This window comes from Streptomyces sp. NPDC087859 (genome assembly GCF_044742595.1).
Taxonomy (GTDB): domain Bacteria; phylum Actinomycetota; class Actinomycetes; order Streptomycetales; family Streptomycetaceae; genus Streptomyces; species Streptomyces canus_F.
This window is the reverse complement of record NZ_JBIUUU010000014.1, coordinates 192,675-215,577: the sequence shown is the minus strand read 5'-3', so window position 1 is coordinate 215,577 and position 22,903 is coordinate 192,675. Positions and strand designations below refer to the sequence as shown.

The following is a 22,903-nucleotide window of genomic DNA, read 5'->3' as shown; positions in this document are numbered from 1 at the left end:
GACGCTTGAATGATCTGCGCCAGGGAAGCAGAGTACGGGGAGTCACCACGCCTCGGCTATCCAGGTCGGACCCCGAGGTGCACGACGTCCGGAACGCCCCGGGCAACGGGCACCTCTTCGGTACGCACCCCCTGGAACCCGGCATTCCGTAGGGATCCTTCGAATTCCGGCGAAGGCTGCGCCGACCACACGGCGAGCACCCCGCCGGGCCTCAACACCCTTGCGCAGCTGGCCAGTCCGCTCGGCGAGTACAGCCCGTCGTTGCCCTCGGTGACGGTCCAGTCGGGCCCGTTGTCGATGTCCAGGCACAGCGCGTCATACGTGTTCGATGTCTCATTCACATAAGCGACAAGATCTGTTTCCAGAATCTCGGTCCGTGGATCGGCGAGCGCCGGCGCCGAGAGCGCGGACAGCGGGCCGTGACGGTGCCAGTCGACGATGGCCGTCTCGCGCTCCACGACCGTGATCCGCCCCCAGCGCGGATCCGCGGCCGCGTGGGCGAGCGAGAACCCGACCCCGAGCCCGCCGATCAGCACACCCGGCTCGGGCCGCCCCTCCAGCGCGTCGAGCGCCACGTCCATCAGCAGCCGCTCCGAGCGCCCGTCGGAGGTGTCCATCAGGAAGCACCCGTTGGCGATGATCTGCAGCAACTCACCGTGCCGGCGCAGCACGACCTCACCGTGCGGGCCCTCACGACGGTCCAGGACTTCGGGAATGTCGTACGAGATGGGCATCCGCCCATCCTGGCAAAGAGATCGGGCTGCCGGACGGTTCTTGAGAAGTGCCTGTGAATCGGGGTCCGCGTGGCGCCGGTCACAGACACGGGGGCGGCGGAGCGCGAAGGCTGGAGTGCAACGGAAGGAGCGCCTCACGGTGGAACGTAGCGAGGCCGCCGCGCGGGCTTCTGAGGACGGGGCGGGTACGGAGTCCGTGCCGGACAGCGCCTCGGGCCTGCTGGACGGGTTGCCGAAGCAGCGCGGGGCGGTCTCCGTACCGGCCCCTGTCCCGGCCGTTCTCCCGGTCGCCGGGGCCGCCCCCGAGGCCGGCCCGGGGATCCGCCCGTGGCGGCTGTTCCCCACCCCCACCGGGACGCCGTTCACCTTCGGTTACGCCGCCGTCCTGGCCGTCACCTCGCTCGTCACGGAGTACGCCGACCCGTCCCTCGTGCACGCCCTGCTCCAGGGCTCCAGCACCGACGTGGCCCACCTCGTGCGCACGCCCGTGCTCGTCCTGCCGGCCAGCGCGCTGTGGATCGCGGGCGGGGTCGCGTCGCCGTACGTCCTCGGCTTCCTGCTGGTCATGACCGCGCTGGAGCGCCGGATCGGCGGTCTGCGCGCGGCCGGCGTCTTCCTCCTCGGCCACGTGCTGGCCACTCTCGCGACCGAGGTCCCGGTGGGCCTCGCCGTCCTGGCCGGCCACCTCCCCGACACCTCCCTGCACCGCCTCGACTACGGCATCAGCTTCGGCGTCGCCGCCGCGACGGGCGCGCTCGCCGGGCTGCTCCCGCCGTGGCTGCGGTGGCCGTTGCTGGGGTTGTACGGGGGGATGCTCGTGCAGGACCTGCTCGCCTTCGCCGACCCGATGACGGAGTGGGGGCATCTGATGGCGCTGGCGATCGGGGTGGCGACCTGGCCGACGGTCCGGCGCTGGTACCGGGCTCGGACCCCGGGCGCGGCCACCGCCGGATAGGCCCCGGGCGCGTCCGGCTCCGCGAGCGTGCCGTGGCACGGGACGCGCCCGCCGGACAGGCCGAACACCTGGTCTCCGGCGGGGCTAAGGGGCTGCTGGAACATGACGTACGACCGAGGCGCCCGGCCGTCATCCGGAACGGCACCGGGGGCGATCGCAGCGTGTCTCAGGCCGTGCGGGGCGGGTTCCAGACGTACGGCGTGGTCGTCGTCACCGCCTCGAAGCCGAGGCGGCGCAGGATGGGTGCGCTGTCGTCGGAGGCGTCCACGTGCAGATAGGTGACGCCGCGCGCGGACGCGAGGGCGGCGCGGGTGGCGACCAGGGCGCGGTAGATCCCCCGTCCCCGCCACTCCGCGAGCGTGGAGCCGCCCCACAGGCTCGCGAACGCGGAGCCCGCGCGAAAGGCCAGCCAGGCCGCGGAAACCACCTCGCCGTCCGCCTCGGCGACGTAGACCGCGATCTCGTCGGGGGCCGCGGCGACCCGGCCGACGAGGTCGTCGGCGAGCCAGCTCCAGTCCTGGCCCCAGACGGTGGACTCCATGGCGGCGATCCGGCGCATGTCGGCGTCCGCCGTGACCCGCCGCAGCGTCACACCGTCCGGCAGGACGGGCTCGCGTACGGACATGTCGGCCGCGCGTCCGATCAGCACCGTCTCCCGGTCCTCCGGCAGGAAGCCCGCCGCGCGGAGCCGTTCGGTGAGGTCGGCCGGGGTGTCGTGGCCCCGGGTCTTCCACTCCACGGCCTCGCCGCGCGCCGCGAAGAAGTCCCGCTGCGAGGCGATGAGTCCGTCCAGCGCGTCCCCGTCGACGCCGAGTTCGCGCGGCCCGCTCACGAACCCCCGGAACTGCCCGACGATCCGGAGCAGCGGGCCGTCCTTCTCGTACGTCACCCCGGCGGGCGGGGTGGGCGGCGCACCGCGCATCTGGTCGTCGTAGGCTGCGAGGAAGATCTCGGTGTCGGTCACGGCACGACCGTACGGCGCCCGGCACAGGAGGCAACCGGTTTTGTGCGGCGCCCTCAGCCGGTGAACTTCGCGCTGGTCAGTGGCGCGGCCACCGTCCAGCCCAGCGACTCGTACAGCCCCCGCCCCGCGGGGGTCCCCGCCAGGACGCAGAGCTCCGCGCCCTGTTCCGAGGCGGCCCGCTGGAGGGTGTGCATGACGAGCGTGCCGAGGCCCTTGCGGCGCTGCCGCGGCGAGGTCTCGATCTGGTCGACGACCGCGGTCGCGCCGGTCGGGGCGAGCTGGCCGCGGGCCGCCCAGGAGCCGTCGGGGGCGGCGAGCATGGTGCGGGTGACGCCGCCGCGGGACCAGGTGCGCAGGCGGTAGCCGTCGGGGACCGTCGGCTGGTCGGGCGCCGTGGTGAGGGGGAGGGTCATCAGGTGGCCGGGTTCGGGGTCGATCCACCAGCCCTCGCCGAGCCAGCCGCCGACCACGCCCGGATCCCGGAACACCTTGAGCCACACACCGGCACCGGTGACCGCCCCGGCCACCTTCCGCACGGCCGTCTCCTCGACGCCGTCGCCGATCGCGCCGAACACATGCCGTGCGACATGGCCGTCCGTGCCCACGTCGATCGTGCACCCCCACGGCTCGACCACCGGCGGGGCCGCCCCGCGCGAGAGCACCCATCCGTCCACCCATGCCCGTACGAGCCGGTCCATGACACCCCTCCGGTAACGAATGAAAGCCGTCTGGGGTTATTACAGTCGCTGGTCACGCGTTCCGGCAGACGTGATCGCTCACAGCGAACGCGCCCAGGGGAACAATCGAAGGCTCACGTGCATTGAGTCGGCATAGCTCAACTTGAGTGCCGAAGGGGAGATCATGGCTTCGACGTCCACACCGCTCACTCTGCCCGTGCTGCCGCTCGACGACGAGGTCGTGCTTCCCGGCATGGTGGTCCCGCTCGACCTGAACGATCCCGACGTACGCGCCGCGGTGGAGGCCGCCCAGGCCGCCGCCCGGTCGGAGCCGGGCAAGCCCAAGGTGTTGCTGGTGCCGCGCATCGACGGCACCTACACCGGTACCGGCGTCCTCGGCACGGTCGAGCAGGTCGGCCGGCTGGCCGACGGCGACCCGGGCGCGCTGATCCGCGGCCGGGGACGGGTGCGCATCGGTGCCGGGACCACGGGGCCGGGCGCCGCCCTCTGGATCGAGGGCACCCGTATCGACGAGACCACGCCCGAGCCGCTGCCGGGCCATGTCACCGAACTGGTCAAGGAGTACAAGGCCCTCGCCACCGCCTGGCTGCGCAAGCGCGGCGCCTGGCAGGTCGTGGACCGTGTCCAGGCCATCGACGACGTCTCCGCGCTCGCCGACAACTCCGGCTACTCACCCTTCCTGACCACCGACCAGAAGGTCGAACTGTTGGAGACCGCCGATCCGGTGGCCCGCCTCAAGCTCGCGACCCAGCACCTCCGCGACCACCTCGCCGAGCAGGACGTCGCCGAGACCATCGCCAAGGACGTCCAGGAAGGCGTCGACAAGCAGCAGCGCGAGTTCCTGCTCCGCCGCCAGCTGGAAGCCGTGCGCAAGGAACTGCGTGATCTCAACGGCGAGAAGGACGGCGAGGAGTCCGACGACTACCGCGCCCGCGTGGAGGCCGCCGACCTGCCGGAGAACGTCCGCGAGGCGGCCCTCAAGGAGGTCGACAAGCTGGAGCGGTCCAGCGACCAGTCGCCCGAGGGATCGTGGATCCGGACCTGGCTGGACACGGTGCTCGAACTCCCGTGGAACGAGCGGACCGAGGACGCCTACGACATCCAGGGCGCCAAGGCGGTCCTGGACGCCGAGCATGCGGGCCTGGAGGACGTGAAGGAACGGATCACCGAGTACCTCGCGGTGCGCAAGCGGCGCAACGACCGGGGGCTGGGTGTGGTGGGCGGCCGCCGTGGCGGTGCCGTCCTGGCACTGGTCGGCCCGCCCGGCGTCGGCAAGACGTCCCTGGGCGAGTCCGTCGCGCACGCCATGGGCCGCAAGTTCGTCCGCGTCGCCCTCGGCGGGGTGCGGGACGAGGCCGAGATCCGCGGTCACCGGCGTACGTACGTCGGCGCGCTGCCCGGCCGGATCGTCCGTGCCGTCAAGGAGGCCGGGTCCATGAACCCGGTGGTCCTGCTCGACGAGATCGACAAGGTGGGGTCCGATTTCCGGGGCGACCCGGCGGCGGCCCTGCTGGAGGTCCTCGACCCCGCGCAGAACCACACCTTCCGGGACCACTACCTCGAGGTGGAGCTGGACCTGAGCGATGTGGTCTTCCTCGCCACCGCCAACGTCCTGGAGGCCATCCCCGAGGCCCTGCTCGACCGTATGGAGCTGGTCCGCCTCGACGGCTACACCGAGGACGAGAAGGTCGTCATCGCCCGTGACCACCTGCTCCCGCGCCAGCTGGAGCGGGCCGGCCTCGACAAGGACGAGGTGACCCTGGACGAGAGCGCCCTGCGCAAGCTCGCCGGCGAGTACACCCGCGAGGCGGGTGTCCGGACCCTGGAGCGGTCCATCGCGCGGCTGCTGCGCAAGGTCGCGGCCCAGCACGAACTGGGCGAGCGGAAGCTGCCGTTCACCGTGACGGACGAGGAGCTGCGGGGCCTCATCGGGCGGCCGCACCACGTGCCGGAGTCGGCGCAGGACCCGGCGGAGCGCCGTACCGCGGTGCCGGGTGTGGCGACGGGCCTGGCGGTGACGGGAGCGGGCGGTGACGTGCTCTTCGTGGAGGCGTCCCTGGCGGACCCGGAGACGGGCGCGGCGGGTCTGACCCTGACGGGCCAGCTGGGTGACGTGATGAAGGAGAGCGCGCAGATCGCGCTGAGCTTCCTGCGCTCGCACGGCGCCGAACTGGAGCTGCCGGTGGGCGACCTGAAGGACCGGGGCGTGCACATCCACTTCCCGGCGGGCGCGGTGCCGAAGGACGGCCCGAGCGCGGGCGTCACGATGACGACGGCACTGGCGTCGCTGCTGAGCGGGCGGCTGGTGAGGACCGACGTCGCCATGACGGGCGAGGTCTCGCTGACGGGCCGCGTGCTGCCCATCGGCGGCGTGAAGCAGAAGCTGCTGGCCGCGCACCGGGCGGGCGTCACGACCGTCATCATCCCCAAGCGCAACGAGCCCGACCTGGACGACGTCCCCGCCGAGGTGCTGGACAAGCTCGACGTCCACGCCGTGACGGACGTCCGCCAGGTCCTGGAACTGGCGTTGTCGCCGGCCGTTGCCGGAGCGACGTCGGAGGTTCCGGTGGCGGCGTGACTTCCGATGACGGCGTGACGGACGTCATCGGATGAGGTGAAGGCCCGGGTTCTCGTGAGGGAGGCCCGGGCCTTCGCCGTACCGGGGAGGGGATCAGCCCTTGGCGAGCGCCTGCACCCGGTCGAGCGCCCCGTTGAACCGGTCGTGGTCGCCGACCGTCGGTCCGGACGAGGTGTACTGCCACATCGTGTAGGTGCTCCAGCCGGCCGGGAGGGTCCCCACGGTCGAGGCGTAGCGGGCGATCCACAGCGGGTTGGCGGCGAAGCCGGCGTAGTTGCCGGTGCACTGGGTCCACCAGCTGGTGGAGGTGTAGATGACGGCGTCCCGGCCGGTGCGGGCCTTGTACCGGTTCAGGAAGTCACGGATCCAGCTCACCATCGCGCTCTTGGTCTTTCCGTAGCAGGAGTCGCCGTACGGGTTCCACTCGATGTCGAGGGTGCCGGGCAGGGTCCTGCCGTCGGCGGACCAGCCGCCTCCGTGGTCGACGAAATAGTTGGCCTGCGTTGCTCCGGTCGTGGTGTCCGGGGTCGCGAAGTGGTACGCGCCGCGGATCATGCCGACGCCGTAGGAGCCGCTGTACTGCTGGGAGAAGTAGGGGTTCGTGTAGTACGTCCCCTCGCTCCCCTTGGTGTAGGCCCACCGGACCCCGCTGTTCCAGAGGGTCGTCCAGGCGACGTTGCCTTGGTAGCTGGCCACGTCGACGCCCTCGGTCTGGGCGGCGCGGGTGCCTGCGGGCAGGCCGCCCTGTCCGTCGTGGGCGACGACGCCCATGCCCATGCGGGCGGTGCCGCGCGTCGGGGTGGCTGTGGCGTCGGGCGACTCGGCGGCCGACGCCGGGGCTATGGACAGCAGCGCGAACACGGCGGTGAGGACGCCGGCGAGGAACAGAGGGCGCGGGCGGGGCGATCCGGGTCTGTGCGCGGGCATGGCGTGCCTCCGAGGGCTCGGTGATGCTCGGTGGGGGACACCCGGCCGGGGGTGTATGGCGTGGGCATGCCAGAGTCAGCGCCTGGTCAAGAAGCTACGCACGTCGACGAGCGGGTGGGAAGAGGGACCGGTTGCTGCCGTTGGTCTAGCCCTGCGAAATACTTACCGAGCTGCGGTGACGGCGCAATTTGGCGGAAACTTTCACAACCGGGAAAACCGAGGCAGGGACTGACGTGCACGAAGACGGGAACGACGGCGGACACGGAGACGGGCCCGGAGGGCCCAGGACTGGTCTCGACCAGCCAGAGTTCCTGGCGCTGGAACGCGAGTTGACCGTGCTCCTGCGGCGCGCCCGGGCCAACCAGGGCGAGATGGCACGCGAAGTCCACCCTGACCTGGAGTCCGCCGCGTACGGACTGCTGGTGCGGCTCGAGGAGTCCGGACAGCAGCGCGCCACGGAACTCGCCGCCTACATCGGCGTCGGCAAGGCCACCATGTCCCGCCAGCTGCGCGCCCTGGAGACCCTGGGCCTCGTCACCCGCGCCCCGGACCCCGCGGACGGACGCGCCTGGCTCGTCGAGCTCACGGCGGAGGGACGGTCCCGGGTCGGGCGGGTACGGAACGCGCGACGGGCGCGGTACGCGGGGCGGCTGGCGGACTGGGACCCCCGCGAGGTGTCCGAACTAGCGCGGCTGCTGCATGAGCTGAACCGGGGCATGGAGCGCTGACCCGACCCCGCCTCACAACTCGGCGTACACCACCGTCGCGTCGTCATGCGTCTTGCTCCGCCCCAGATACATCCGGCCCTCCGCATCCGCGCTCTCCAGCTCCCGCACCCGCGCCACCAGCGCCCCCGCCCCGTCCTTCCGTACGAGGGTGAAACAGTCCGCCCAGTCCCCCTCGCGGAACTTCTCCACCCACCGGGCCGCCCCGTCCGTCAGCGCGGCCAGGGAACGGACCGACGAACGCGGCAGCGCGCCCGTCACCGCCCTGCCCGCCACCGACGGATCGGCCGCGGCGGTGAAGAAGCCGCCCTCCATGTTGCGGAGGGTCGAGTCGATGAGGGCGTCCGTGGCCAGGGCGGAGCGGGGGAGGCGGGCGAGGCGGTCGTCGAGGACGGCCGTCACCGTGCCGTCCTGCGACTCCAGCAGCAGGGCCGAGTCCGAGAGGACCAGGTACTCCACCGTCCGCGCCGACCAGCGTGCGACGACCACCGTTGCCTGCGGTGTTCGTGGGTGAGAAAGGTCACAGGTGTGGGCGTGGGACGCGGAGGTACGGGAGATGGCGAGGCCCAACGCCTCGGTCAGCGGAACATCGGGGAGGGAAACGGTCAGTTCGGTCAGCGCGCCACCCAGGCGTGCCGTGAACCAGGGGACGGAATGCAGACACCCCGTCCCGCCCTTCGGCGGCGTGACGCCGTCCAGGACCACGAGCGCCCCGCCCTGTCCGGAGGCCGGAAGGGCGACGCTCGCGAAGTCCTCGTTGGGGCGGGTGCGGTCGCCGGGCTCCGAGACAAGTTCCGTACGCATCCGGCCAGTCTGCACGAGCCCTTCACGGTGTTCACAAAAGGCTGGCAATGGTTGCCGGACGGGCGCAGCCGCGCAGGTCAGGCGCCTGGTTTGGGAGGGATTGGTTCACTCCGGGAAGACGTGGTGGCGGATAATGCCATCGGTCGGCGGCGACGTCCAACCGGCCCGCCGGTCAAGGTCGCTGACCATGCCACCGGAACTTGCTCGCCAACTCCCGTCCGGGGTTCACTCCTTCGGGTGGCGGGTCGGGTGATGCGCGCCCGCTGCCCAGCGGCACTGGGAGGGTCGGGAAACGTACCCGGTGTGTGACTCCAGTTGACGGAGCGTCACCCGGGCCCATGGGTACACGAGTCAGGAATGCGAGCACCGGTGCAGAAGACGCGGCCACGTCGTACGAGCAAGCAGACGGCCCCCGCCGATCCCACCACCGCCGACGGTTCCGCCGTCGGCAAGGGCCGCCCCACCCACGTACGCAACCGGCTGATCATCGCCGCGGCCGTCGTGGCAGCCGCCATCGCCGGAGCCGGGGCCCCCTCGATCCTCGCCGCCTCGGGAGAACTGAGCGACTCCCAGGACCTGGTGACGCTCGCCGAGCAGACCCAGGACGCCCTGATCCTCGCGCACTCGCTCGCCGACGAACGGGACGAGGTCACCTCGTACGTCGCCGCCGGGCGCGCCAAGTCCAAGGCGCCCTCCGAGCAGCGCGGCGCCCGCGTCGACCGCCAGGTCGAGGAGTTGCGCGCCGACACCGACACCCCCGCCGACCTCCGCGCGGATCTCGACGGCATCGCCGCCCTGCGCCGCGCGGCGCTCACCGGCAAGAGCTCCGCCCTCGAGGTGCACCAGACCTACTCCGCGGCCATCAACGAGCTGCACCGTCTCGCCGAGCACCTGCCCGAGCAGATGCCGCCCCGCGCGGGCTCCGGCGCCTACGCGCTCGCCGAGCTGGACTCCGCCGTACAGCAGGCGGCCGCCACCCGCGGCCTGCTCCTCGCGGCGCTCAACGTGCCCCGCACCACCCAGACGGTCACCGACCCCGTCACCGGGATCGCCTCCACCGTCGTCGCCTCCTCGGCCGCCGACACCAAGCAGCGCGACGCCCTCACCGCCGCCGCCCAGCAGGCCCGGCTGCGCTCCGACGCAGCCCTCGCCGACTTCCACGACACGGCTCCCGAGGCCGCGAAGAACAGCTTCGACTCCACGGTCACCGGCCCCGAGGTCAACTCCGCCGAGAAGTACCTCGCCGGCCTCACCGACCGGGCCACGCTCTCCGACGGCGAACTCGACACCAGCACCAAGAAGGCCGACGCGGCTCTCTCCGCCCGCGTGGACCTCATGCGCGGTGTGGAGTCCGCCCTCTACAACCAGCGCACCAAGGACCTCGCCCAGCTCCGCGACGACGACGTCACCGCGTTGGAGCTGCGCGTCGCGGTCCTCGGCGCCCTCATGCTGCTCGCCGTCGGTATCGCCACCGCCATGGCCCGCACCCTGACCCGCCCCCTCGCCGTCCTGCGCCTGGGCTCCGCACGGCTCGCCGGGTCCGAGGAGCCGGCCGCCGAGGAACCGGTCAAGTTCACCGGCCGCAACGACGAGTTCGCCCAGGTCGTCCGCTCCGTCAACGCCCTGCACGCGCACGCCGTCGCGGTCCAGGAGCGCGTCGTCACCCTGGAGTCCGACCGTAAGCACCTGGTCGGCCAGCGCCAGAAGATGGCCGACGCCCGCGAGGAGCTGCGCACCGAACTCGCCGAGTCCGCCGCCCAGTTGGCGCGGCTTCGCGAGAGCATCGGCGGCACCTTCGTCAACCTCGCCCTGCGCACCCTCGGCCTGGTGGAACGCCAACTCGCCGTCATCGAGGGCCTGGAGGAGCGCGAACAGGACCCCGACCGCCTCGCCACCCTCTTCAAGCTCGACCACTTCGCCACGGTCATGCGCCGCCACAGCGAGAACCTCCTGGTCCTCGCCGGCACGGAGCACGTCCAGCAGCACGCGGGCCCGGTCCCGCTGGTGGATGTCGTACGGGCGGCGGTGAGCGAGATCGAGCGCTACGAGCGCGTCCGTATCGCGGCCCTGCCCCCGCACGCGCATGTCGCGGGCTTCGCGGCCGACGACCTGTCCCACCTCCTGGCCGAGCTGATGGAGAACGCCACGTCGTTCTCCCCGCCGGACATGCCCGTCGAGGTCTCCGGCTGGCTGCTGGAGAGCGGCGAGGTCATGCTCTCCGTCCAGGACGAGGGCATCGGCGTGACCGACGAGCGGCTGACCCGCCTCAACTCCCGCCTCGCCGACTTCGACCCGGACTCCCCGTACGACCAGGAGGGCGAGGAGGGCCTCGGCCTCGGCCTGTACGTCGTCGCCCGCCTCGCCCACCGCCTCGGCGTCCGCGTCCAGCTCCGCGAGCAGAAGCAGGGCGGCATCGCCGCGGTGGTCGTCCTCCCGAAGGGCCTGCTGGCGCCGGCACCGTCCGCCGCGGTCCCCTCCTCCGCCCCGCTGCCCACCGACCACACCTTCTCCCTGCCGGGCGCCGACGCGGAGGCCAACTCCAACGTCCTGCCCACCCGTTCGGGCACCGGTGACGTGCTGGTGGCCCTGGCGGAGAAGGCGGTACGGACGTCGGAGACGGCGGGGGCGGAGACCCCGGCCGAGACGACGATGGAGCTGTTGCTGCCGGTTCCGGCGGAGCCCGAGGCAACCCCCGAACCCGCGGCCGCCGACGGCGAGGAACCCCCACAGGGGCCACCCGCGCCCGACGACGGCGAGACGGAGCACGAGCGCACCCCGGACGAGGACCAGCTCACCGCGAAGGGCCTCCCCAAGCGCACACCGAAGATCACCGCGCCCGCGACCACACCGCGGCCGCGCAGCAGTTCCGTGGACGCCGAAGCCCTCCGCCGGAGGCTCGGCGGCTTCCGCCGGGGGGCGGAGGCCGGCTACCGCGACGTAGAAGCAGAGATCGCCGAACAGACGGGTCAGACGAGGACGCCCGCACACAGCGAAGATTCCACGGGGGGCACTCCCGAGGAGGCAAGCAGTTGACCGCGCCCAGTACCTTCGGACTGAGCAGTGAAGCCCGCAACCTGCACTGGCTGCTGACGAACCTGGTCGAGGAGGTGCCGGGCATCCAGTCAGTAGCGGTCGTCTCATCGGACGGCCTGCTCCTGCTCTCCTCCGACCCCGGCACCAACGACGAGGCCCGTCAGACCCGCACCACCCCGAAGGGCCCACGAGGCTCCTCCGCCGATCTCGCGACCATCGTGTCCGGCATCGGCAGCCTCACCATCGGCGCCGCCAAGCTCATGGAGTCCGGCGGGGTGAAGCACACGATGGTCGCGATGGACGAGGGCAGTCTCTTCGTGATGTCGATCAGCGACGGCTCGCTGCTCGGTGTGCACGGCTCTGCGGACAGCGACATGAGCGTCGTGGCGTACCACATGGCGCTGTTCGTCGGCCGTGCCGGGCACGTCCTGACCCCCGAACTCCGCAGTGAGCTACGGCAGTCGCTGGAGTCCGAGACCACGGGGGGCGGGCGATGACCGGCCGTCCGAACCTCCCCGTCCGCGGCGGGGACCGCAAGCCCGCCCGTGTCCGCCCCTACTCGCTCACCGGCGGCCGCACCCGCTTCGGCCACGTCCTCCTCGTGGAGACGTTCGTCGCGGCACTGGAGGCAGCCGAGGAGCGCAAGGAACTGACGAATGGTTCCCTCAACACCCGGGTCATGCCGGAGATGCGGGCCATCGTCGAACTCTGCCGCCGTATGCGCACGGTGGCCGAGATCGCCGCGCTGCTGAAGATGCCGCTCGGCGTGGTCCGCGTGCTCCTGAGCGACCTCGCGGACCAGGGAAAGATCCGTGTGTACGGCACCGGCACCGGTCACGGCACCGGCCGCCCGGACCGCGCTCTGCTCGAAAGGGTGCTGAGTGGACTCCGCCGTCTTTGACGACACCGACGAGGACGTGAAGTCCTGGCAGACAGACCGTACCCGGGCCCCGATCGCGACGAAGATAGTCGTGGCCGGCGGCTTCGGCGTCGGCAAGACCACGCTCGTCACCGCCGTCTCGGAGATCACGCCTCTGCAGACCGAGGCGCTGATGACCGAGGCGAGCGAGGAGACCGACGACCTCACCGCCACGCCCGGCAAGCTGACCACCACCGTGGCCATGGACTTCGGCCGCCTCACGCTCGACGACGACCTGGTGCTCTATCTGTTCGGCACGCCGGGCCAGCAGCGGTTCTGGTTCATGTGGGACGACCTGGTGCGCGGTGCGATCGGCGCGGTCGTGCTGGCCGACACCCGCCGGCTGAAGGACTGCTTCCCGGCGCTGGACTACTTCGAGAGCTGCGGGCTGCCGTACGTCGTCGCGGTCAACCACTTCGACGACAGCGAGCTGTTCGAACCGGAGGACGTGCGGGAGGCGTTGACGATCCCCGCGCACATACCTGTAATGATCATGGATGCGCGCCGCAGGATCTCGGTGATCGAGAGCCTCCTGGCCCTCGTCGGCCACGCGCTGGACGAAACACCCGAGTAGTCGCGACCTAGGAGCCACCAGCCGTATGCGGAAGATACTCGTCGTAGGGGCCGGCCAGTCCGGTCTCCAGCTCGCCCTCGGACTCCAGTCGCACGGGTACGAGGTCACCCTGATGTCGAACCGGACGGCGGACGAGATCCGCTCCGGCCGGGTCATGTCGACGCAGTGCATGTTCCACACGGCACTGCAGCACGAGCGCGATCTCGAGCTGAACTTCTGGGAGTCCCAGGCCCCGAAGATCGAAGGACTCGGCGTCTCGGTCGCGGCCCCCGGCTCGTGGGCCGAGGGTCCCGCGGCCCGTGCGATCGACTGGGTGGGCAAGCTCGACGGGTACGCGCAGTCGGTCGACCAGCGCGTGAAGATGGCGGGCTGGATGGAGACGTTCGCCCAGCGCGGCGGCCAGCTCGTCATCCACGGCGCGGCGGTCTCCGACCTCGACTACTTCTCCCGTACGTACGACCTGGTGCTGGTGTCGGCGGGCAAGGGCGAGCTGGTGTCGATGTTCGGCCGGGACGCCTCCCGTTCGCCGTACAGCGAGCCGCAGCGCGCGCTGGCCGTGTCGTACGTCCACGGCCTGGGCCCCCGGCCCGAGCACCCGGACTACGACGCGGTCCGCTGCAACCTGGTCCCCGGTGTCGGCGAGCTGTTCATCATGCCGACCCTCACGACCTCCGGCCGCGCGGACATCCTGTTCTGGGAGGGCATACCCGGCGGCCCGCTCGACGTCTTCAACGGCGTCAAGGACCCCGCGGAACACCTCTCCCTGACCCTGGAACTCATGGAGCGGTTCACGCCGTGGGAGTACGCGCGGGCCACGAAGGTCGAACTGACCGACGCGGGCGGCACATTGGCGGGCCGGTACGCGCCCACCGTCCGTAACCCCATCGGCCGTCTGCCCGGTGGCGGCCTCGTCCTCGGTGTCGCCGACGTCGTCGTCGCGAACGACCCGATCACCGGCCAGGGCTCCAACTCCGCCTCCAAGTGCGCCGCTTCGTACCTCGCCTCGATCCTCGAGCGCGGGGAGAAGGAGTTCGACGAGGAGTGGATGCAGGGCACGTTCGACCGCTACTGGGACACGGCCCAGCACGTCACCAAGTGGACGAACGCGATGCTGGCGCCGCCGCCGGAGCACATCCTGAACCTCATCGGCGCGGCAGGACAGTTGCAGCCCGCCGCCGACCGGTTCGCCAACGCGTTCAACGACCCGGCCGACTTCGAGAACTTCTTCTACGAGCCCGACAAGACGGCGGCCTACCTGGCCTCGCTGTCCTGATCAGGGCGTACGGCTCCGAGGATCGGGTTCGACGCGATCGGCGACACCTTGATCTTCTCCCCGGTCCTCGGAGCCTGGACGATCCTGCCCTTGCCCAGGTACATCCCCACATGGGTGGCGTCGGGGAAGTAGACCACCAGGTCGCCGGGGCGCAGCTCCTTGAGAGGGATACGGGGGAGCCGCGCCCACTGCTCCTCGCTGGTCCGGGGGATGGGCGTCCCCGCATGACCCCACGCCTGCGAGGTCAGACCTGAGCAGTCGTACTCCTTCGGCCCCTCCGCACCCCACTTGTACGGCTTCCCGAGCTGGTCCATGGCATAGCGCACCGCCTTGTCGCCCTGGTCCGACGGCTTGCCGTCCTTGTCGCTCAGGGCACCCGACGCGATGAGGTCGTCCTGTGCCTCGGTGATCTCGTCCTCCTCGAACCGGGCGAGCTCCCGCACCTGCTCCTCGCTCAAGGACGAGAGCAGCTCCTCGACGTCGTGCAGCTTCCTCCGTACCTCGTCCCGGTCCTTCTTCTGGCGTGCGGCCAGGGTGAGTTGGCCGTCCAGCGCCTTGCGGGCCGCGCGCGCCACGCCGTCGGCCTTCTTCTCGCTCCCGGTCAGGCGGCCGACCGTCTCGGCGCGCTCCTGGGCCATCCGGCCGATGACATGGCCCTGGTCGAGGGCGTGCTGGGGGTCGCGGGCCAGGAGCAGACGGACGTACGGGGAGATGTCGGTGCTGTTCTGGTACTGCTGGCGGGCCAGACGGCCGGCCGCGCCCCGGCTGTCGTGGAGGGAGAGCCGGGCCCGGGACAGCGCGGTGTCCAGACGGAGCACCTCCGCCTTCTGCTTACTCAGCTTCTCCTCGGTAGCGTTGTACGTCTCCGTGGCCCGCTCCGCCTCCCGGTACAGGCGCTGAAGGTCCGTCAGCAGTTCGGCGACGGTGCGCTCCCCGGGTTCCGGTACGGCGTTCGCGGGCACGGGCGCCAGGGCGGTACCGGCCGCGATCGCCGCCGTACACGCCAGGCGCAGAAGCCTTCCTGACACGTCATCACCTCCGGTGCGGGACAGCCACTCTGTTCCGCACCGCGAGCATGGGACGGGCCGGAAGGGCGCGCGCGTCGAGCGTGCGCGGTTCGGCCCAATCACGTCACCCGTCGGTGTCCTCCCGCTTGCCACCCGGCGTGGCGTCGGGCTTGGTGCCGGGTTTCGACCATGGCCAGCGCAGCCGGGACGGTGTGCCCTCGGGCTCGTACTCGTACTTCCACCCCTGCGGGAGGCCGAGCCGCTTGCTCTGGCCCCGGGGGACGCGCCGGTAGACCAGCACGGTGGGCGGGCCGCCGGCGGCGTCCGGGACCGGGATGCGGTACTGCTTGGGCGGGTGGCCGGTGGGGCCCAGGAGGACGGGCAGCACGCGGCCGTCCATCGGGCCGCCCTCGAAGGGGGTGTCTTCGCTCTTCACGGGACCAGTCTCAGATATCCGACGTGAGGGCCTGCGCCAGCGTCGCCGTCTGCGGGTCGCGGGCGGCGGTGACGGTGAGTACGGCGACGAACTGGTCGACCAGCCAGTCGCGGAGCTCGTCGAGGGGAGGCTGCTTGCCCTCGTCGAGCCAGATCAGGGACGCCGCCTCCACCGCGGTGATCCACATGCGTACGGTCATGCGGAGCCGGAGGCCCGGTTCGGTGACCCCGAGGTGGCTGAGGATGTGCTCGGCCGCGGCTCGGCGTACGCCGTCCACGATGGCCGTCGTACGGGACGTCTCGACCACGCTGCCGCCCTGGAGCAGGGCGCTGAAACCGGCGTCGTGCTGGTCGACGAAGGCGAGGTAGCGGTCCAGGGCACGGGAGAGACGGATGAGGAGCGGGCCCTCGCGGGGCTCGTCGAAGCACTGCCGGAGTTCATCGGCGGCGGATCTGAGAGAGGCCTCGTACAGTTGCTGCTTGCCGCCGGGGAAGTACCGGTACACCAGGGGGCGGGAGACTCCGGCCGCCTCCGCCACGTCGTCGAGAGACACGTCCTCGGGTGCGCGGTGCGCGAAGAGGCCGAGGGCGGCCTCGAGGAGCTGGGTGCGGCGCTCCTCGACACTCAGACGGCGGTAGGCGGGCGCGGCAGGGGTCATGGGTGCAGCGTAGTCGGGCGTTCCCCGCGCCCCTGAGGTACGTGCACTGGACCCAGCTTTTCAGGGGCGCGGGGAACTGCGTGACCAGCCCCCACCGGCCCGCACCCGACGATCAAGCCAACAGCCCCGAAGCCCTCCACAGCCGTCGCCCGACCCCCCGCAGCACCCCGATGTCGTCCAGGAAGTCCGTCAGCTTCTTCGCGCCCGTCTGCATGACCTCCCGGCGGTGGCCGCTGGCCTTCACCTGCGCCATCGCCTCCCGGCTGTCCAGCCCCACATTCGTGTAGACCTCCGGATTGACGAACGCCACCGAGAACACCCGGGCGAACTCCCCGGACGTCACCCGGGTGAACTCCTGCGACCACCGGGGCGCCGTCATCATCTGGCGGCGCAGTTCCTCACGGGCGTAGCGGACATGGCGGGCCTCCTCCACGACGTGGATGCGGGTCACGCCCCGGACCAGGGGCTGCACCCGCTCGTCGGGGAACGTCAGCCGCTGCATCCAGTCGAGGACCTCCTCGCCGAGCAGCGTGGCCGTGAAGGAGCCGGGGGTGGTGGAGATGGTCTTGAAGAGGCGGCCCAGGTTCTGATGGGCCCGGCTGACCGGGTACCAGGGGGTGCCGCCGCGCGAGATCAGCCGGGCGAACATCTTCGAGTGCCGGCACTCGTCCTCGATCTCGGTCAGCGCGTAGCGCACATGCGCACTCGTCGCCGCCTTGTCGTAGATGTGCCGGACGAGCAGCTGCATCAGGATGATCTCGAACCAGATGCCCAGCGAGGCCAGCGCCGCCGCCTCGTGCTGGGAGAGCAGGATCCGCTGCTCCTCGCTCATCCGTTTCCACATCGGGGTGTCGTAGAGGGAGACCAGTTCCGGCGGCCAGAACCACTTGCCCTCCTCGAAGGGCGCGTCCCAGTCCAGTTCCTTGTCCGGGTCGAAGGAGTGCTTCGCGGAGGAGTCGAGGAGCCGCTGGGCCACCTGCTCCCGGTCCTTGAGCAGGCCGAGCGCATCGCGCAGTCCCGCGAGCGCGTCGGCGTCCGTCAACGTCGTCATGCCCTTATGAGACTGCTTGTCAGCAAGCTCGTCAATCCCTCGCGCGCGACTTGTTGACCCCGCGTCTACCGCGTGTGAGCCTGCGGGACATGCCGACTTTCGACCTGTACGCCACAGATCCGGGAGATCCCCACTGGCAGGTGCCGGCCACCGGCGCGGCGCGTTTCAGCTGGGAGTACGACGACGGGCGGGACCGTCTGCTCGCCCTCTATCAGAAGGGCAAGGACAAGCAGTGGGACGGGCAGAAGCGCATCGACTGGGAGCTGGAGGTCGATCCGAACGACCCACTCGGCACCCCCGACGAGTCCATGTCCCTGTACGGCACCAAGCACTGGGCGAAGCTGACGGAGAAGGACAAGGGGGAGTTGCGACAGCACTACGCCTCCTGGCAGTTCAGCCAGTTCCTGCACGGTGAGCAGGGCGCGATGGTGTGCGCCGCGCGGATCGTCGAGTCCGTGCCCGACCTCGACGCCAAGCTCTACTCGGCGACCCAGGTGATGGACGAGGCCCGGCACGCGGAGATCTACGGCCGGTTCCTGCACGAGAAGATCGGGATGCTCTACCCGGTCAACGACAACCTCCAGTCCCTGCTGGGCGACACCCTGCGGGACAGCCGGTGGGACATGCCCTATCTGGGGATGCAGGTCCTCATCGAGGGGCTCGCCCTCGCCGCCTTCGGGATGATCCGCGACACGACCGACAAGCCGCTGCCCCAGCAGATCCTCGCCTACGTCATGCAGGACGAGGCCCGGCACGTGGCCTTCGGGCGGATGGCGCTGCGGGACTACTACAAGCAGCTCAGCGACGCCGAACTCCGGGAGCGGGAGGAGTTCGTCATCGAGGGCTGCTACCTGATGCGGGACCGGCTGCGGGGCGTCGAGGTCCTGGAGAACTTCGGGATCCCGACCGCCGAGGCCGAGGAGTACAGCGAGCAGTCCGAATTCCTCGCCCTGTTCCGGCAGTTGCTGTTCTCGCGCATCGTGCCCTGCGTCAAGGACATCGGACTGTGGGGCAAGCGGCTCCAGCAGGCCTATGTCGACATGGGGGTCTTCGAGATGGGGGACTCCAACCTCGATCTGCTGATGGCCCAGGACGAGGAGATCGCCGAGAAACTGGATGCGGAACGGTTCGCGGCGGAGGAGCATGAACGCGTCGCCGAAGTGCGGCAGTCGATCGAACTGGGGGCCAGTGAGTGACCATCGTCCCGGACCGTGCCGCCGCGCGGCGCAGCCTCGAGGGCCTCGCCCTCGGTGACGCGTTCGGCGAGCGGTGGTTCCCGCTCTTCCGCGAGCCCCGGCAGGCGTACAACGAGGTCCGTGACCGTCGGGTGCCGCAGGAGCCCGAGTGGCACTGGACCGACGACACGGCCATGGCGCTCGGGATCTTCCGGGTGCTCGACGAGTTCGGTGAGGTACGCCAGACCGAGCTGGCCCAGGCGTTCGCGCTCGGCTACGACGCCGATCCCGCCCGTGGGTACGGCCATGGCATGCACCAGTTGCTGCCCCGGCTGCTCCACGAGCCCGGCCGCTGGCCCGAGTTCGCCCGGGAGCTCTTCGGCGGCGAGGGCAGCCTCGGCAATGGCTCGGCGATGCGGGTGGCGCCGTTGGGCGCGTGGTTCCACACCGATCTGTCCCGGGTGGTCGAGCAGGCCACCCTGTCGGCCGAGGTCACGCACGCCCATCCGGAGGGGGTCGCGGGTGCGGTCGCCGTGGCGGTGGCCGCGGCGCTGTCTGCCGGACATGAGCTGACGCTGGACGCGGTGGCGTCGCTGACGCCCCGGAGCGCGGTGCAAGAGGGCCTCGTCCGGGCCGCGGAAGTCCCCTTCTCCACCGAACCCTGGAAGGCCTCCGACCTCCTCGGCAACGGACAGCGGATCCGCGCCGACGACACCGTCCCCTTCGCCCTCTGGACCGCCGCCCGCCACCCCGACGACCTCGTCTCCGCCCTCTGGGCCACCGCCGAGGGCTTCGGCGACGTCGACACCACCTGCGCCATCACGGGCGGCATCGTCGCCGCCCGTACGGGTGTGGAAGACGTGCCGGAGGGGTGGCTGCGACGGCGGGAGGCGGTACCCGGCGGAGCGGGCTAGGGACCGTCCGCCGTTCAGGCCCTAGACCCCGCAGCCCAGATCCTCCGGCACCGCGAACGACACCGGCTCCGCGCCCTGGGCCGGGAACGACGTCCGCAGGGTGAAGGCGTACGGGGTCGGGCCGTTCGCCCGGAGGTGCAGGAGGCGGGCCTCGGCCTCCGCGACCGTCGGGCGATGGCCGGCCGGGACCCACCACAGGGCCGTCATCGCCTCCGTGACCTTCTCGAACCACTCGCGGCGCCGGGCCAGCATCTCGCGGTGCTGCCCCTGGTACATGAAGGCCGTCAGGGCGTTGGTGTCCCGCCACACCGTCAGGTTGATGATCAGCCAGTCGTCGCCGAAGACCTTGATGTCGGTCGCGTCGCCCCCCTCGGACTGCAGACGCCAGACGTAGCCGTCGGCCGCCTCGGCGGAGGCGTTGACCGGGTCGAGCGCGTCGACGAAGTCCTTCAACTCGGGTGAATCCAGCGGGAACCTGAGGCGGGAGACATTGACCTGGGCGAGTTCGTAAGCGGCGGCTGAAGTCATGTACCGAACGTTAGGTCGGCCCTCTGTCGGAAGTACAGACCCCGTCTCACCACGTGAACAGGCGCCGCCGCCCTACGAGTTGAGCACCGCCTCCATCACCGCCCGGGCGATCGGCGCCGCGTCCCCGCCCCCGCTGATCTCCCCCCGGTCCGCCTCCGCGTCCTCCACCACCACGGCGACCGCGACCTTCGGTTCCATGTCCCGCTCGCCCTGCGCCCAGGAGATGAACCAGGCGTACGGCGTCCCGGAGTTGCCGACCCCGTGCTGCGCGGTGCCGGTCTTGCCGCCGACCCTCGCGCCGGGGATCGCGGCGTTGGTGCCGGTGCCCTCCCGCACCACGTCCTCCATCAGCTCCTTCAGACGTACGGCGGTCGACGGGTACATCGCCTGCCGTACCGGCCGGGAGCCGGACGTCGCCACGGTGGCACCGCCCGAACGGGTCGTACGCTCCACCAGATACGGCGGCCGCAGCTGACCCCCGTTCGCGACCGCCGCCGACACCATCGCCATCTGCAGCGGTGTGGCCCGCGTGTTGTACTGCCCGATCGACGACAGCGCGAGCTGCGCCTTGTCGACGGAGACGTCGAAGGTGCTCTCGGCGACGGAGAACGGGATGCCGAGCCCCTGGTCGTTGAAGCCGAACCCCGCCGCCGTGGCCGCCATGTCCGCCACCCCGACCCGCACCCCCAGCTTGGCGAACACCGTGTTGCACGACCACACGAAGGCCGCGTGCACCGAGGCGTCCGCACAGCCCGTCGCCTCGTTCACCAGCGAGGTCGAGGTGCCCGGCAGACGGTAGGGGTCCGGCGAGTCGGTCGGCTTCTCCACGTCCGTCACCACTCCCGCGTCCAGCGCGGCCGCCGCGGTCACCACCTTGAAGGTCGAACCCGGCGGATAGGTCTGCCGGATCGCCCGGTTGAGCATCGGCTTGTCCGGGTCCTCGTTCAGCCCCGCCCAGGACCGCTCCACGGCCGCGCCGTTCCCGGACAGCACCCCGGGGTCGTACGACGGGCTCGACACCAGTGCCAGAATCCGCCCGCTCGACGGCTCGACGGCCGCCACCGCGCCCTTCCGTCCGGCGAGCCCCGCGTAAGCCGCTTCCTGAGCGGCCCCGTTGATCGTGGTGACCACGTTCCCGCCGGGGCTCTGGGCACGAGTGAAGTCGTTCCACAGCGGGAACGCCGAGAGCATCGGGTCGGTCCCGGACAGGATGCCGTCCTCGGTGTGCTCCAGGAACGTCGTGCCGTAGATCTGCGAGGCGAACCCGGTGACCGGCGCGTACAACGGGCCCTTGGGATACGTCCGTTCGAAGCGCAGCCGCCCGTCCGTGTCCTGGGAGCCGGTGACCGGCTCTTCGCCGACCAGGATGTCGCCGCGCGGCTGGCCGTAACGGGCGATGGAGGAGCGGCGGTTGGCGGGGTTGTCGTCGTAGGACCGGGCCTCGAAGACCTGGACGCGGGTGGCGTTGACGAGCAGCGCCGCGAGCAGCAGGGCACAGAAGCAGGCGGCGTGCCGGATGTAGCGGGTCATGTGCCGGGTCCTGTCCCGGGTCATGGGGCCACCTCCCCGTCGTACTGGCTGCGGGCCGAGTCGCTCACCCGGATCAGCAGCGCCACGATCGCCCAGTTGGTGACGACCGACGAACCGCCCTGCGCCAGGAACGGCATCGCCATCCCGGTCAGCGGGATCAGCCCGGTCACCCCGCCGGCGATGACGAACACCTGCAACGCCACGATCGAGGCGAGCCCGACGGCGAGCAGCCGCCCGAAGGGATCGCGCAACGCCAGCCCGGCCCGGATCCCGCGCTCCACCAGCAGGGCGTAGAGCAGGAAGATCGCCGACAGCCCGGCCAGGCCCAACTCCTCGCCCGCCGTCGCCAGGATGAAGTCCGACTTCGCGGCGAACCCGATGAGGATCGAGTGGCCGAGCCCCAGCCCGGTGCCGAGCATGCCGCCGGCGGCGAAGGCGAACAGGGACTGTGCGAGCTGGTTCGGCCCCTGGCCGGCCTCGATCGAGGCGAACGGATGCAGCCAGTCCTCGACCCTGCTGTGCACATGCGGCTCCAGCCATCCGACGGCGACCGCGCCGAAGGAGGCCAGCAGCAGGCCCACGGCGATCCAGCCGGTGCGCCCGGTGGCGACGTAGAGCAGGACCACGAACAGTCCGAAGAACAGCAACGAGGTCCCGAGGTCCCGCTCCAGCACCAGCACGCACACGCTCAGCAGCCAGATCGCCACGATCGGCCCGAGCACCCGCCCGGTCGGCAGCTGGAGCCGCCACACCCGGCGCCCCGCGTACGCGAGCGCGTTGCGGTTGGCGGCGAGGTAGGCCGCGAAGAAGACCGCGAGCAGCACCTTCGCGAACTCGCCCGGCTGGATGGAGAATCCGGCGATCCGGATCCAGATCCGGGCCCCGTTCACGGAGGGGAAGAAGATCGGCAGGGTGAGCAGCACGAGGGCGGCCGCCACGCAGACGTACGCGTACCGCTGGAGCACGCGATAGTCGCGGAGCAGCAGCACGGTCACGATGAACAGGGCGACGCCGACCGTGGACCACACGAGTTGGGTGGGGGCCGCCCGGTCGCCGGGCGTCTCCAGGTCGAGCCGGTAGATGAGGACCAGGCCGAGCCCGTTGAGCAGGACGCCGATCGGCAGAAGCAGCGGATCGGCGTACGGCGCCCGGTAGCGCACCACGAGATGCGCGACCAGCGCCAGCACACCGAGCCCGGCGCCGTAGCCGGCGGCGCCGGGCGGGACGGCGCCGTAGGTGGCGAGGCCGACAGCGCAGTAGCCGTACACGGAGAGCAGTACGGCGACGACGATGAGGGCGAGTTCGATGCCACGGCGCCGGGGGAGACGTACAGCGGGAGCGGGGGGATCCGCTTGAGCCACGGTGGTTCCGGCCTTGGTCATGTCCGGAACTTACCCAAATGGTGCAGGTTGTCTTCCTA

22 protein-coding genes are annotated in these 22,903 nt (G+C 71.0%); 10 read left to right on the top strand and 12 right to left on the bottom strand.

Features of this window, described 5'->3' with window-relative positions:
• Positions 1 to 56 precede the first annotated feature (56 nt).
• Entirely contained in the window at positions 57 to 734 is a 678-nt protein-coding gene (locus ACIOHP_RS32715) for a spermidine synthase (protein ID WP_401893220.1), read from the bottom strand.
• Between the two features lie 139 nt (positions 735 to 873).
• Between ACIOHP_RS32715 and ACIOHP_RS32710 the strand changes: the two genes are divergently transcribed.
• Positions 874 to 1,689, top strand: coding sequence for a rhomboid-like protein (locus ACIOHP_RS32710; protein WP_401893218.1), 816 nt, complete (start codon positions 874 to 876; stop codon positions 1,687 to 1,689).
• 166 nt (positions 1,690 to 1,855) lie between these two features.
• Here ACIOHP_RS32710 and ACIOHP_RS32705 read toward each other — a convergent pair whose 3' ends face one another.
• Positions 1,856 to 2,611, bottom strand: coding sequence for a GNAT family N-acetyltransferase (locus ACIOHP_RS32705; RefSeq protein WP_401893320.1), 756 nt, complete (start codon positions 2,609 to 2,611; stop codon positions 1,856 to 1,858).
• A gap of 95 nt (positions 2,612 to 2,706) precedes the next feature.
• On the bottom strand, positions 2,707 to 3,351 hold the full coding sequence (locus tag ACIOHP_RS32700) for a GNAT family N-acetyltransferase (RefSeq protein ID WP_401893217.1): 645 nt from the start codon (positions 3,349 to 3,351) through the stop codon (positions 2,707 to 2,709).
• 163 nt (positions 3,352 to 3,514) lie between these two features.
• Here ACIOHP_RS32700 and lon point away from each other — a divergent pair, with 163 nt between their 5' ends.
• Complete coding sequence (lon, locus tag ACIOHP_RS32695) at positions 3,515 to 5,929, top strand: endopeptidase La (protein WP_361479509.1); 2,415 nt, start codon at positions 3,515 to 3,517, stop codon at positions 5,927 to 5,929.
• Positions 5,930 to 6,022: 93 nt separating this feature from the next.
• Here the strand turns inward: lon and ACIOHP_RS32690 are convergent, their stop codons facing one another.
• Positions 6,023 to 6,856: a lysozyme gene (locus ACIOHP_RS32690; RefSeq protein WP_361542248.1), complete on the bottom strand. Its 834-nt coding sequence runs from the start codon at positions 6,854 to 6,856 to the stop codon at positions 6,023 to 6,025.
• A 233-nt stretch (positions 6,857 to 7,089) separates the two neighbouring features.
• Between ACIOHP_RS32690 and ACIOHP_RS32685 the strand changes: the two genes are divergently transcribed.
• Positions 7,090 to 7,584, top strand: coding sequence for a MarR family winged helix-turn-helix transcriptional regulator (locus ACIOHP_RS32685; protein WP_401893216.1), 495 nt, complete (start codon positions 7,090 to 7,092; stop codon positions 7,582 to 7,584).
• 12 nt (positions 7,585 to 7,596) lie between these two features.
• On the opposite strand, the gene ACIOHP_RS32680 is transcribed toward ACIOHP_RS32685, so the two are convergent.
• Entirely contained in the window at positions 7,597 to 8,385 is a 789-nt protein-coding gene (locus tag ACIOHP_RS32680) for a protein phosphatase 2C domain-containing protein (RefSeq protein ID WP_401893214.1), read from the bottom strand.
• A gap of 369 nt (positions 8,386 to 8,754) precedes the next feature.
• Here ACIOHP_RS32680 and ACIOHP_RS32675 point away from each other — a divergent pair, with 369 nt between their 5' ends.
• From ACIOHP_RS32675 to ACIOHP_RS32655, 5 genes are read left to right on the top strand one after another with little or no spacing between them, the layout of a single operon-like run.
• Complete coding sequence (locus ACIOHP_RS32675; protein ID WP_401893212.1) at positions 8,755 to 11,418, top strand: nitrate- and nitrite sensing domain-containing protein; 2,664 nt, start codon at positions 8,755 to 8,757, stop codon at positions 11,416 to 11,418.
• Positions 11,415 to 11,915, top strand: a complete 501-nt coding sequence (locus ACIOHP_RS32670) for a roadblock/LC7 domain-containing protein (protein WP_307025928.1) — start codon at positions 11,415 to 11,417, stop codon at positions 11,913 to 11,915. The genes ACIOHP_RS32675 and ACIOHP_RS32670 overlap by 4 nt, the downstream gene beginning before the upstream one ends.
• Positions 11,912 to 12,319, top strand: a complete 408-nt coding sequence (locus tag ACIOHP_RS32665) for a DUF742 domain-containing protein (RefSeq protein WP_307025926.1) — start codon at positions 11,912 to 11,914, stop codon at positions 12,317 to 12,319. The genes ACIOHP_RS32670 and ACIOHP_RS32665 overlap by 4 nt, the downstream gene beginning before the upstream one ends.
• Positions 12,300 to 12,911 (top strand): ATP/GTP-binding protein, encoded by a 612-nt coding sequence (locus ACIOHP_RS32660; protein WP_361479485.1) that lies wholly within the window; start codon positions 12,300 to 12,302, stop codon positions 12,909 to 12,911. Before ACIOHP_RS32665 ends, ACIOHP_RS32660 begins: the two co-directional genes overlap by 20 nt.
• A 25-nt stretch (positions 12,912 to 12,936) precedes the next feature.
• On the top strand, positions 12,937 to 14,184 hold the full coding sequence (locus tag ACIOHP_RS32655; protein ID WP_361542232.1) for a styrene monooxygenase/indole monooxygenase family protein: 1,248 nt from the start codon (positions 12,937 to 12,939) through the stop codon (positions 14,182 to 14,184).
• Here ACIOHP_RS32655 and ACIOHP_RS32650 read toward each other — a convergent pair.
• The 4 genes from ACIOHP_RS32650 to ACIOHP_RS32635 form a co-directional block, all read right to left on the bottom strand.
• Entirely contained in the window at positions 14,163 to 15,212 is a 1,050-nt protein-coding gene (locus ACIOHP_RS32650) for an NlpC/P60 family protein (RefSeq protein ID WP_401893210.1), read from the bottom strand. The genes ACIOHP_RS32655 and ACIOHP_RS32650 overlap by 22 nt on opposite strands.
• 103 nt (positions 15,213 to 15,315) lie before the next feature.
• Positions 15,316 to 15,627 (bottom strand): hypothetical protein, encoded by a 312-nt coding sequence (locus ACIOHP_RS32645; RefSeq protein WP_361479476.1) that lies wholly within the window; start codon positions 15,625 to 15,627, stop codon positions 15,316 to 15,318.
• 10 nt (positions 15,628 to 15,637) lie between these two features.
• On the bottom strand, positions 15,638 to 16,285 hold the full coding sequence (locus ACIOHP_RS32640) for a TetR/AcrR family transcriptional regulator (protein WP_401893208.1): 648 nt from the start codon (positions 16,283 to 16,285) through the stop codon (positions 15,638 to 15,640).
• 112 nt (positions 16,286 to 16,397) lie between these two features.
• Positions 16,398 to 17,336 (bottom strand): diiron oxygenase, encoded by a 939-nt coding sequence (locus ACIOHP_RS32635; RefSeq protein ID WP_327719372.1) that lies wholly within the window; start codon positions 17,334 to 17,336, stop codon positions 16,398 to 16,400.
• Positions 17,337 to 17,425: 89 nt separating this feature from the next.
• Between ACIOHP_RS32635 and ACIOHP_RS32630 the strand changes: the two genes are divergently transcribed.
• Both ACIOHP_RS32630 and ACIOHP_RS32625 read left to right on the top strand, forming a co-directional pair.
• Positions 17,426 to 18,532 carry a ferritin-like domain-containing protein gene (locus ACIOHP_RS32630; protein WP_401893206.1) on the top strand — a complete coding sequence of 369 codons (1,107 nt, stop codon included), beginning with the start codon at positions 17,426 to 17,428 and terminating at the stop codon, positions 18,530 to 18,532.
• Positions 18,529 to 19,425 carry an ADP-ribosylglycohydrolase family protein gene (locus ACIOHP_RS32625; protein ID WP_361542216.1) on the top strand — a complete coding sequence of 299 codons (897 nt, stop codon included), beginning with the start codon at positions 18,529 to 18,531 and terminating at the stop codon, positions 19,423 to 19,425. The genes ACIOHP_RS32630 and ACIOHP_RS32625 overlap by 4 nt, the downstream gene beginning before the upstream one ends.
• 21 nt (positions 19,426 to 19,446) lie before the next feature.
• Here ACIOHP_RS32625 and ACIOHP_RS32620 read toward each other — a convergent pair whose 3' ends face one another.
• The 3 genes from ACIOHP_RS32620 to ACIOHP_RS32610 all read right to left on the bottom strand — a co-directional run bounded on the left by ACIOHP_RS32620 (position 19,447) and on the right by ACIOHP_RS32610 (position 22,865).
• Positions 19,447 to 19,953, bottom strand: a complete 507-nt coding sequence (locus ACIOHP_RS32620) for a DUF3291 domain-containing protein (protein ID WP_401893204.1) — start codon at positions 19,951 to 19,953, stop codon at positions 19,447 to 19,449.
• Positions 19,954 to 20,025: 72 nt separating this feature from the next.
• Complete coding sequence (locus ACIOHP_RS32615) at positions 20,026 to 21,483, bottom strand: penicillin-binding transpeptidase domain-containing protein (RefSeq protein ID WP_401893318.1); 1,458 nt, start codon at positions 21,481 to 21,483, stop codon at positions 20,026 to 20,028.
• 20 nt (positions 21,484 to 21,503) lie between these two features.
• On the bottom strand, positions 21,504 to 22,865 hold the full coding sequence (locus ACIOHP_RS32610; RefSeq protein WP_401893202.1) for an FtsW/RodA/SpoVE family cell cycle protein: 1,362 nt from the start codon (positions 22,863 to 22,865) through the stop codon (positions 21,504 to 21,506).
• Positions 22,866 to 22,903 lie beyond the last annotated feature (38 nt).

Excerpts from the sequence above, each read along its gene's own strand:
- ACIOHP_RS32715 (WP_401893220.1), bottom strand. The coding sequence starts at position 734 with ATGCCCATCTCGTACGACATTCCCGAAGTCCTGGACCGTCGTGAGGGC.
- ACIOHP_RS32705 (WP_401893320.1), bottom strand. The coding sequence starts at position 2,611 with ATGCGCGGTGCGCCGCCCACCCCGCCCGCCGGGGTGACGTACGAGAAG.
- ACIOHP_RS32700 (WP_401893217.1), bottom strand. The coding sequence starts at position 3,351 with ATGGACCGGCTCGTACGGGCATGGGTGGACGGATGGGTGCTCTCGCGC.
- lon (WP_361479509.1), top strand. The coding sequence starts at position 3,515 with ATGGCTTCGACGTCCACACCGCTCACTCTGCCCGTGCTGCCGCTCGAC.
- ACIOHP_RS32690 (WP_361542248.1), bottom strand. The coding sequence starts at position 6,856 with ATGCCCGCGCACAGACCCGGATCGCCCCGCCCGCGCCCTCTGTTCCTC.
- ACIOHP_RS32680 (WP_401893214.1), bottom strand. The coding sequence starts at position 8,385 with ATGCGTACGGAACTTGTCTCGGAGCCCGGCGACCGCACCCGCCCCAAC.
- ACIOHP_RS32665 (WP_307025926.1), top strand. The coding sequence starts at position 11,912 with ATGACCGGCCGTCCGAACCTCCCCGTCCGCGGCGGGGACCGCAAGCCC.
- ACIOHP_RS32655 (WP_361542232.1), top strand. The coding sequence starts at position 12,937 with ATGCGGAAGATACTCGTCGTAGGGGCCGGCCAGTCCGGTCTCCAGCTC.
- ACIOHP_RS32640 (WP_401893208.1), bottom strand. The coding sequence starts at position 16,285 with ATGACCCCTGCCGCGCCCGCCTACCGCCGTCTGAGTGTCGAGGAGCGC.
- ACIOHP_RS32635 (WP_327719372.1), bottom strand. The coding sequence starts at position 17,336 with ATGACGACGTTGACGGACGCCGACGCGCTCGCGGGACTGCGCGATGCG.
- ACIOHP_RS32630 (WP_401893206.1), top strand. The coding sequence starts at position 17,426 with ATGCCGACTTTCGACCTGTACGCCACAGATCCGGGAGATCCCCACTGG.
- ACIOHP_RS32620 (WP_401893204.1), bottom strand. The coding sequence starts at position 19,953 with ATGACTTCAGCCGCCGCTTACGAACTCGCCCAGGTCAATGTCTCCCGC.
- ACIOHP_RS32615 (WP_401893318.1), bottom strand. The coding sequence starts at position 21,483 with ATGACCCGCTACATCCGGCACGCCGCCTGCTTCTGTGCCCTGCTGCTC.
- ACIOHP_RS32610 (WP_401893202.1), bottom strand. The coding sequence starts at position 22,865 with ATGACCAAGGCCGGAACCACCGTGGCTCAAGCGGATCCCCCCGCTCCC.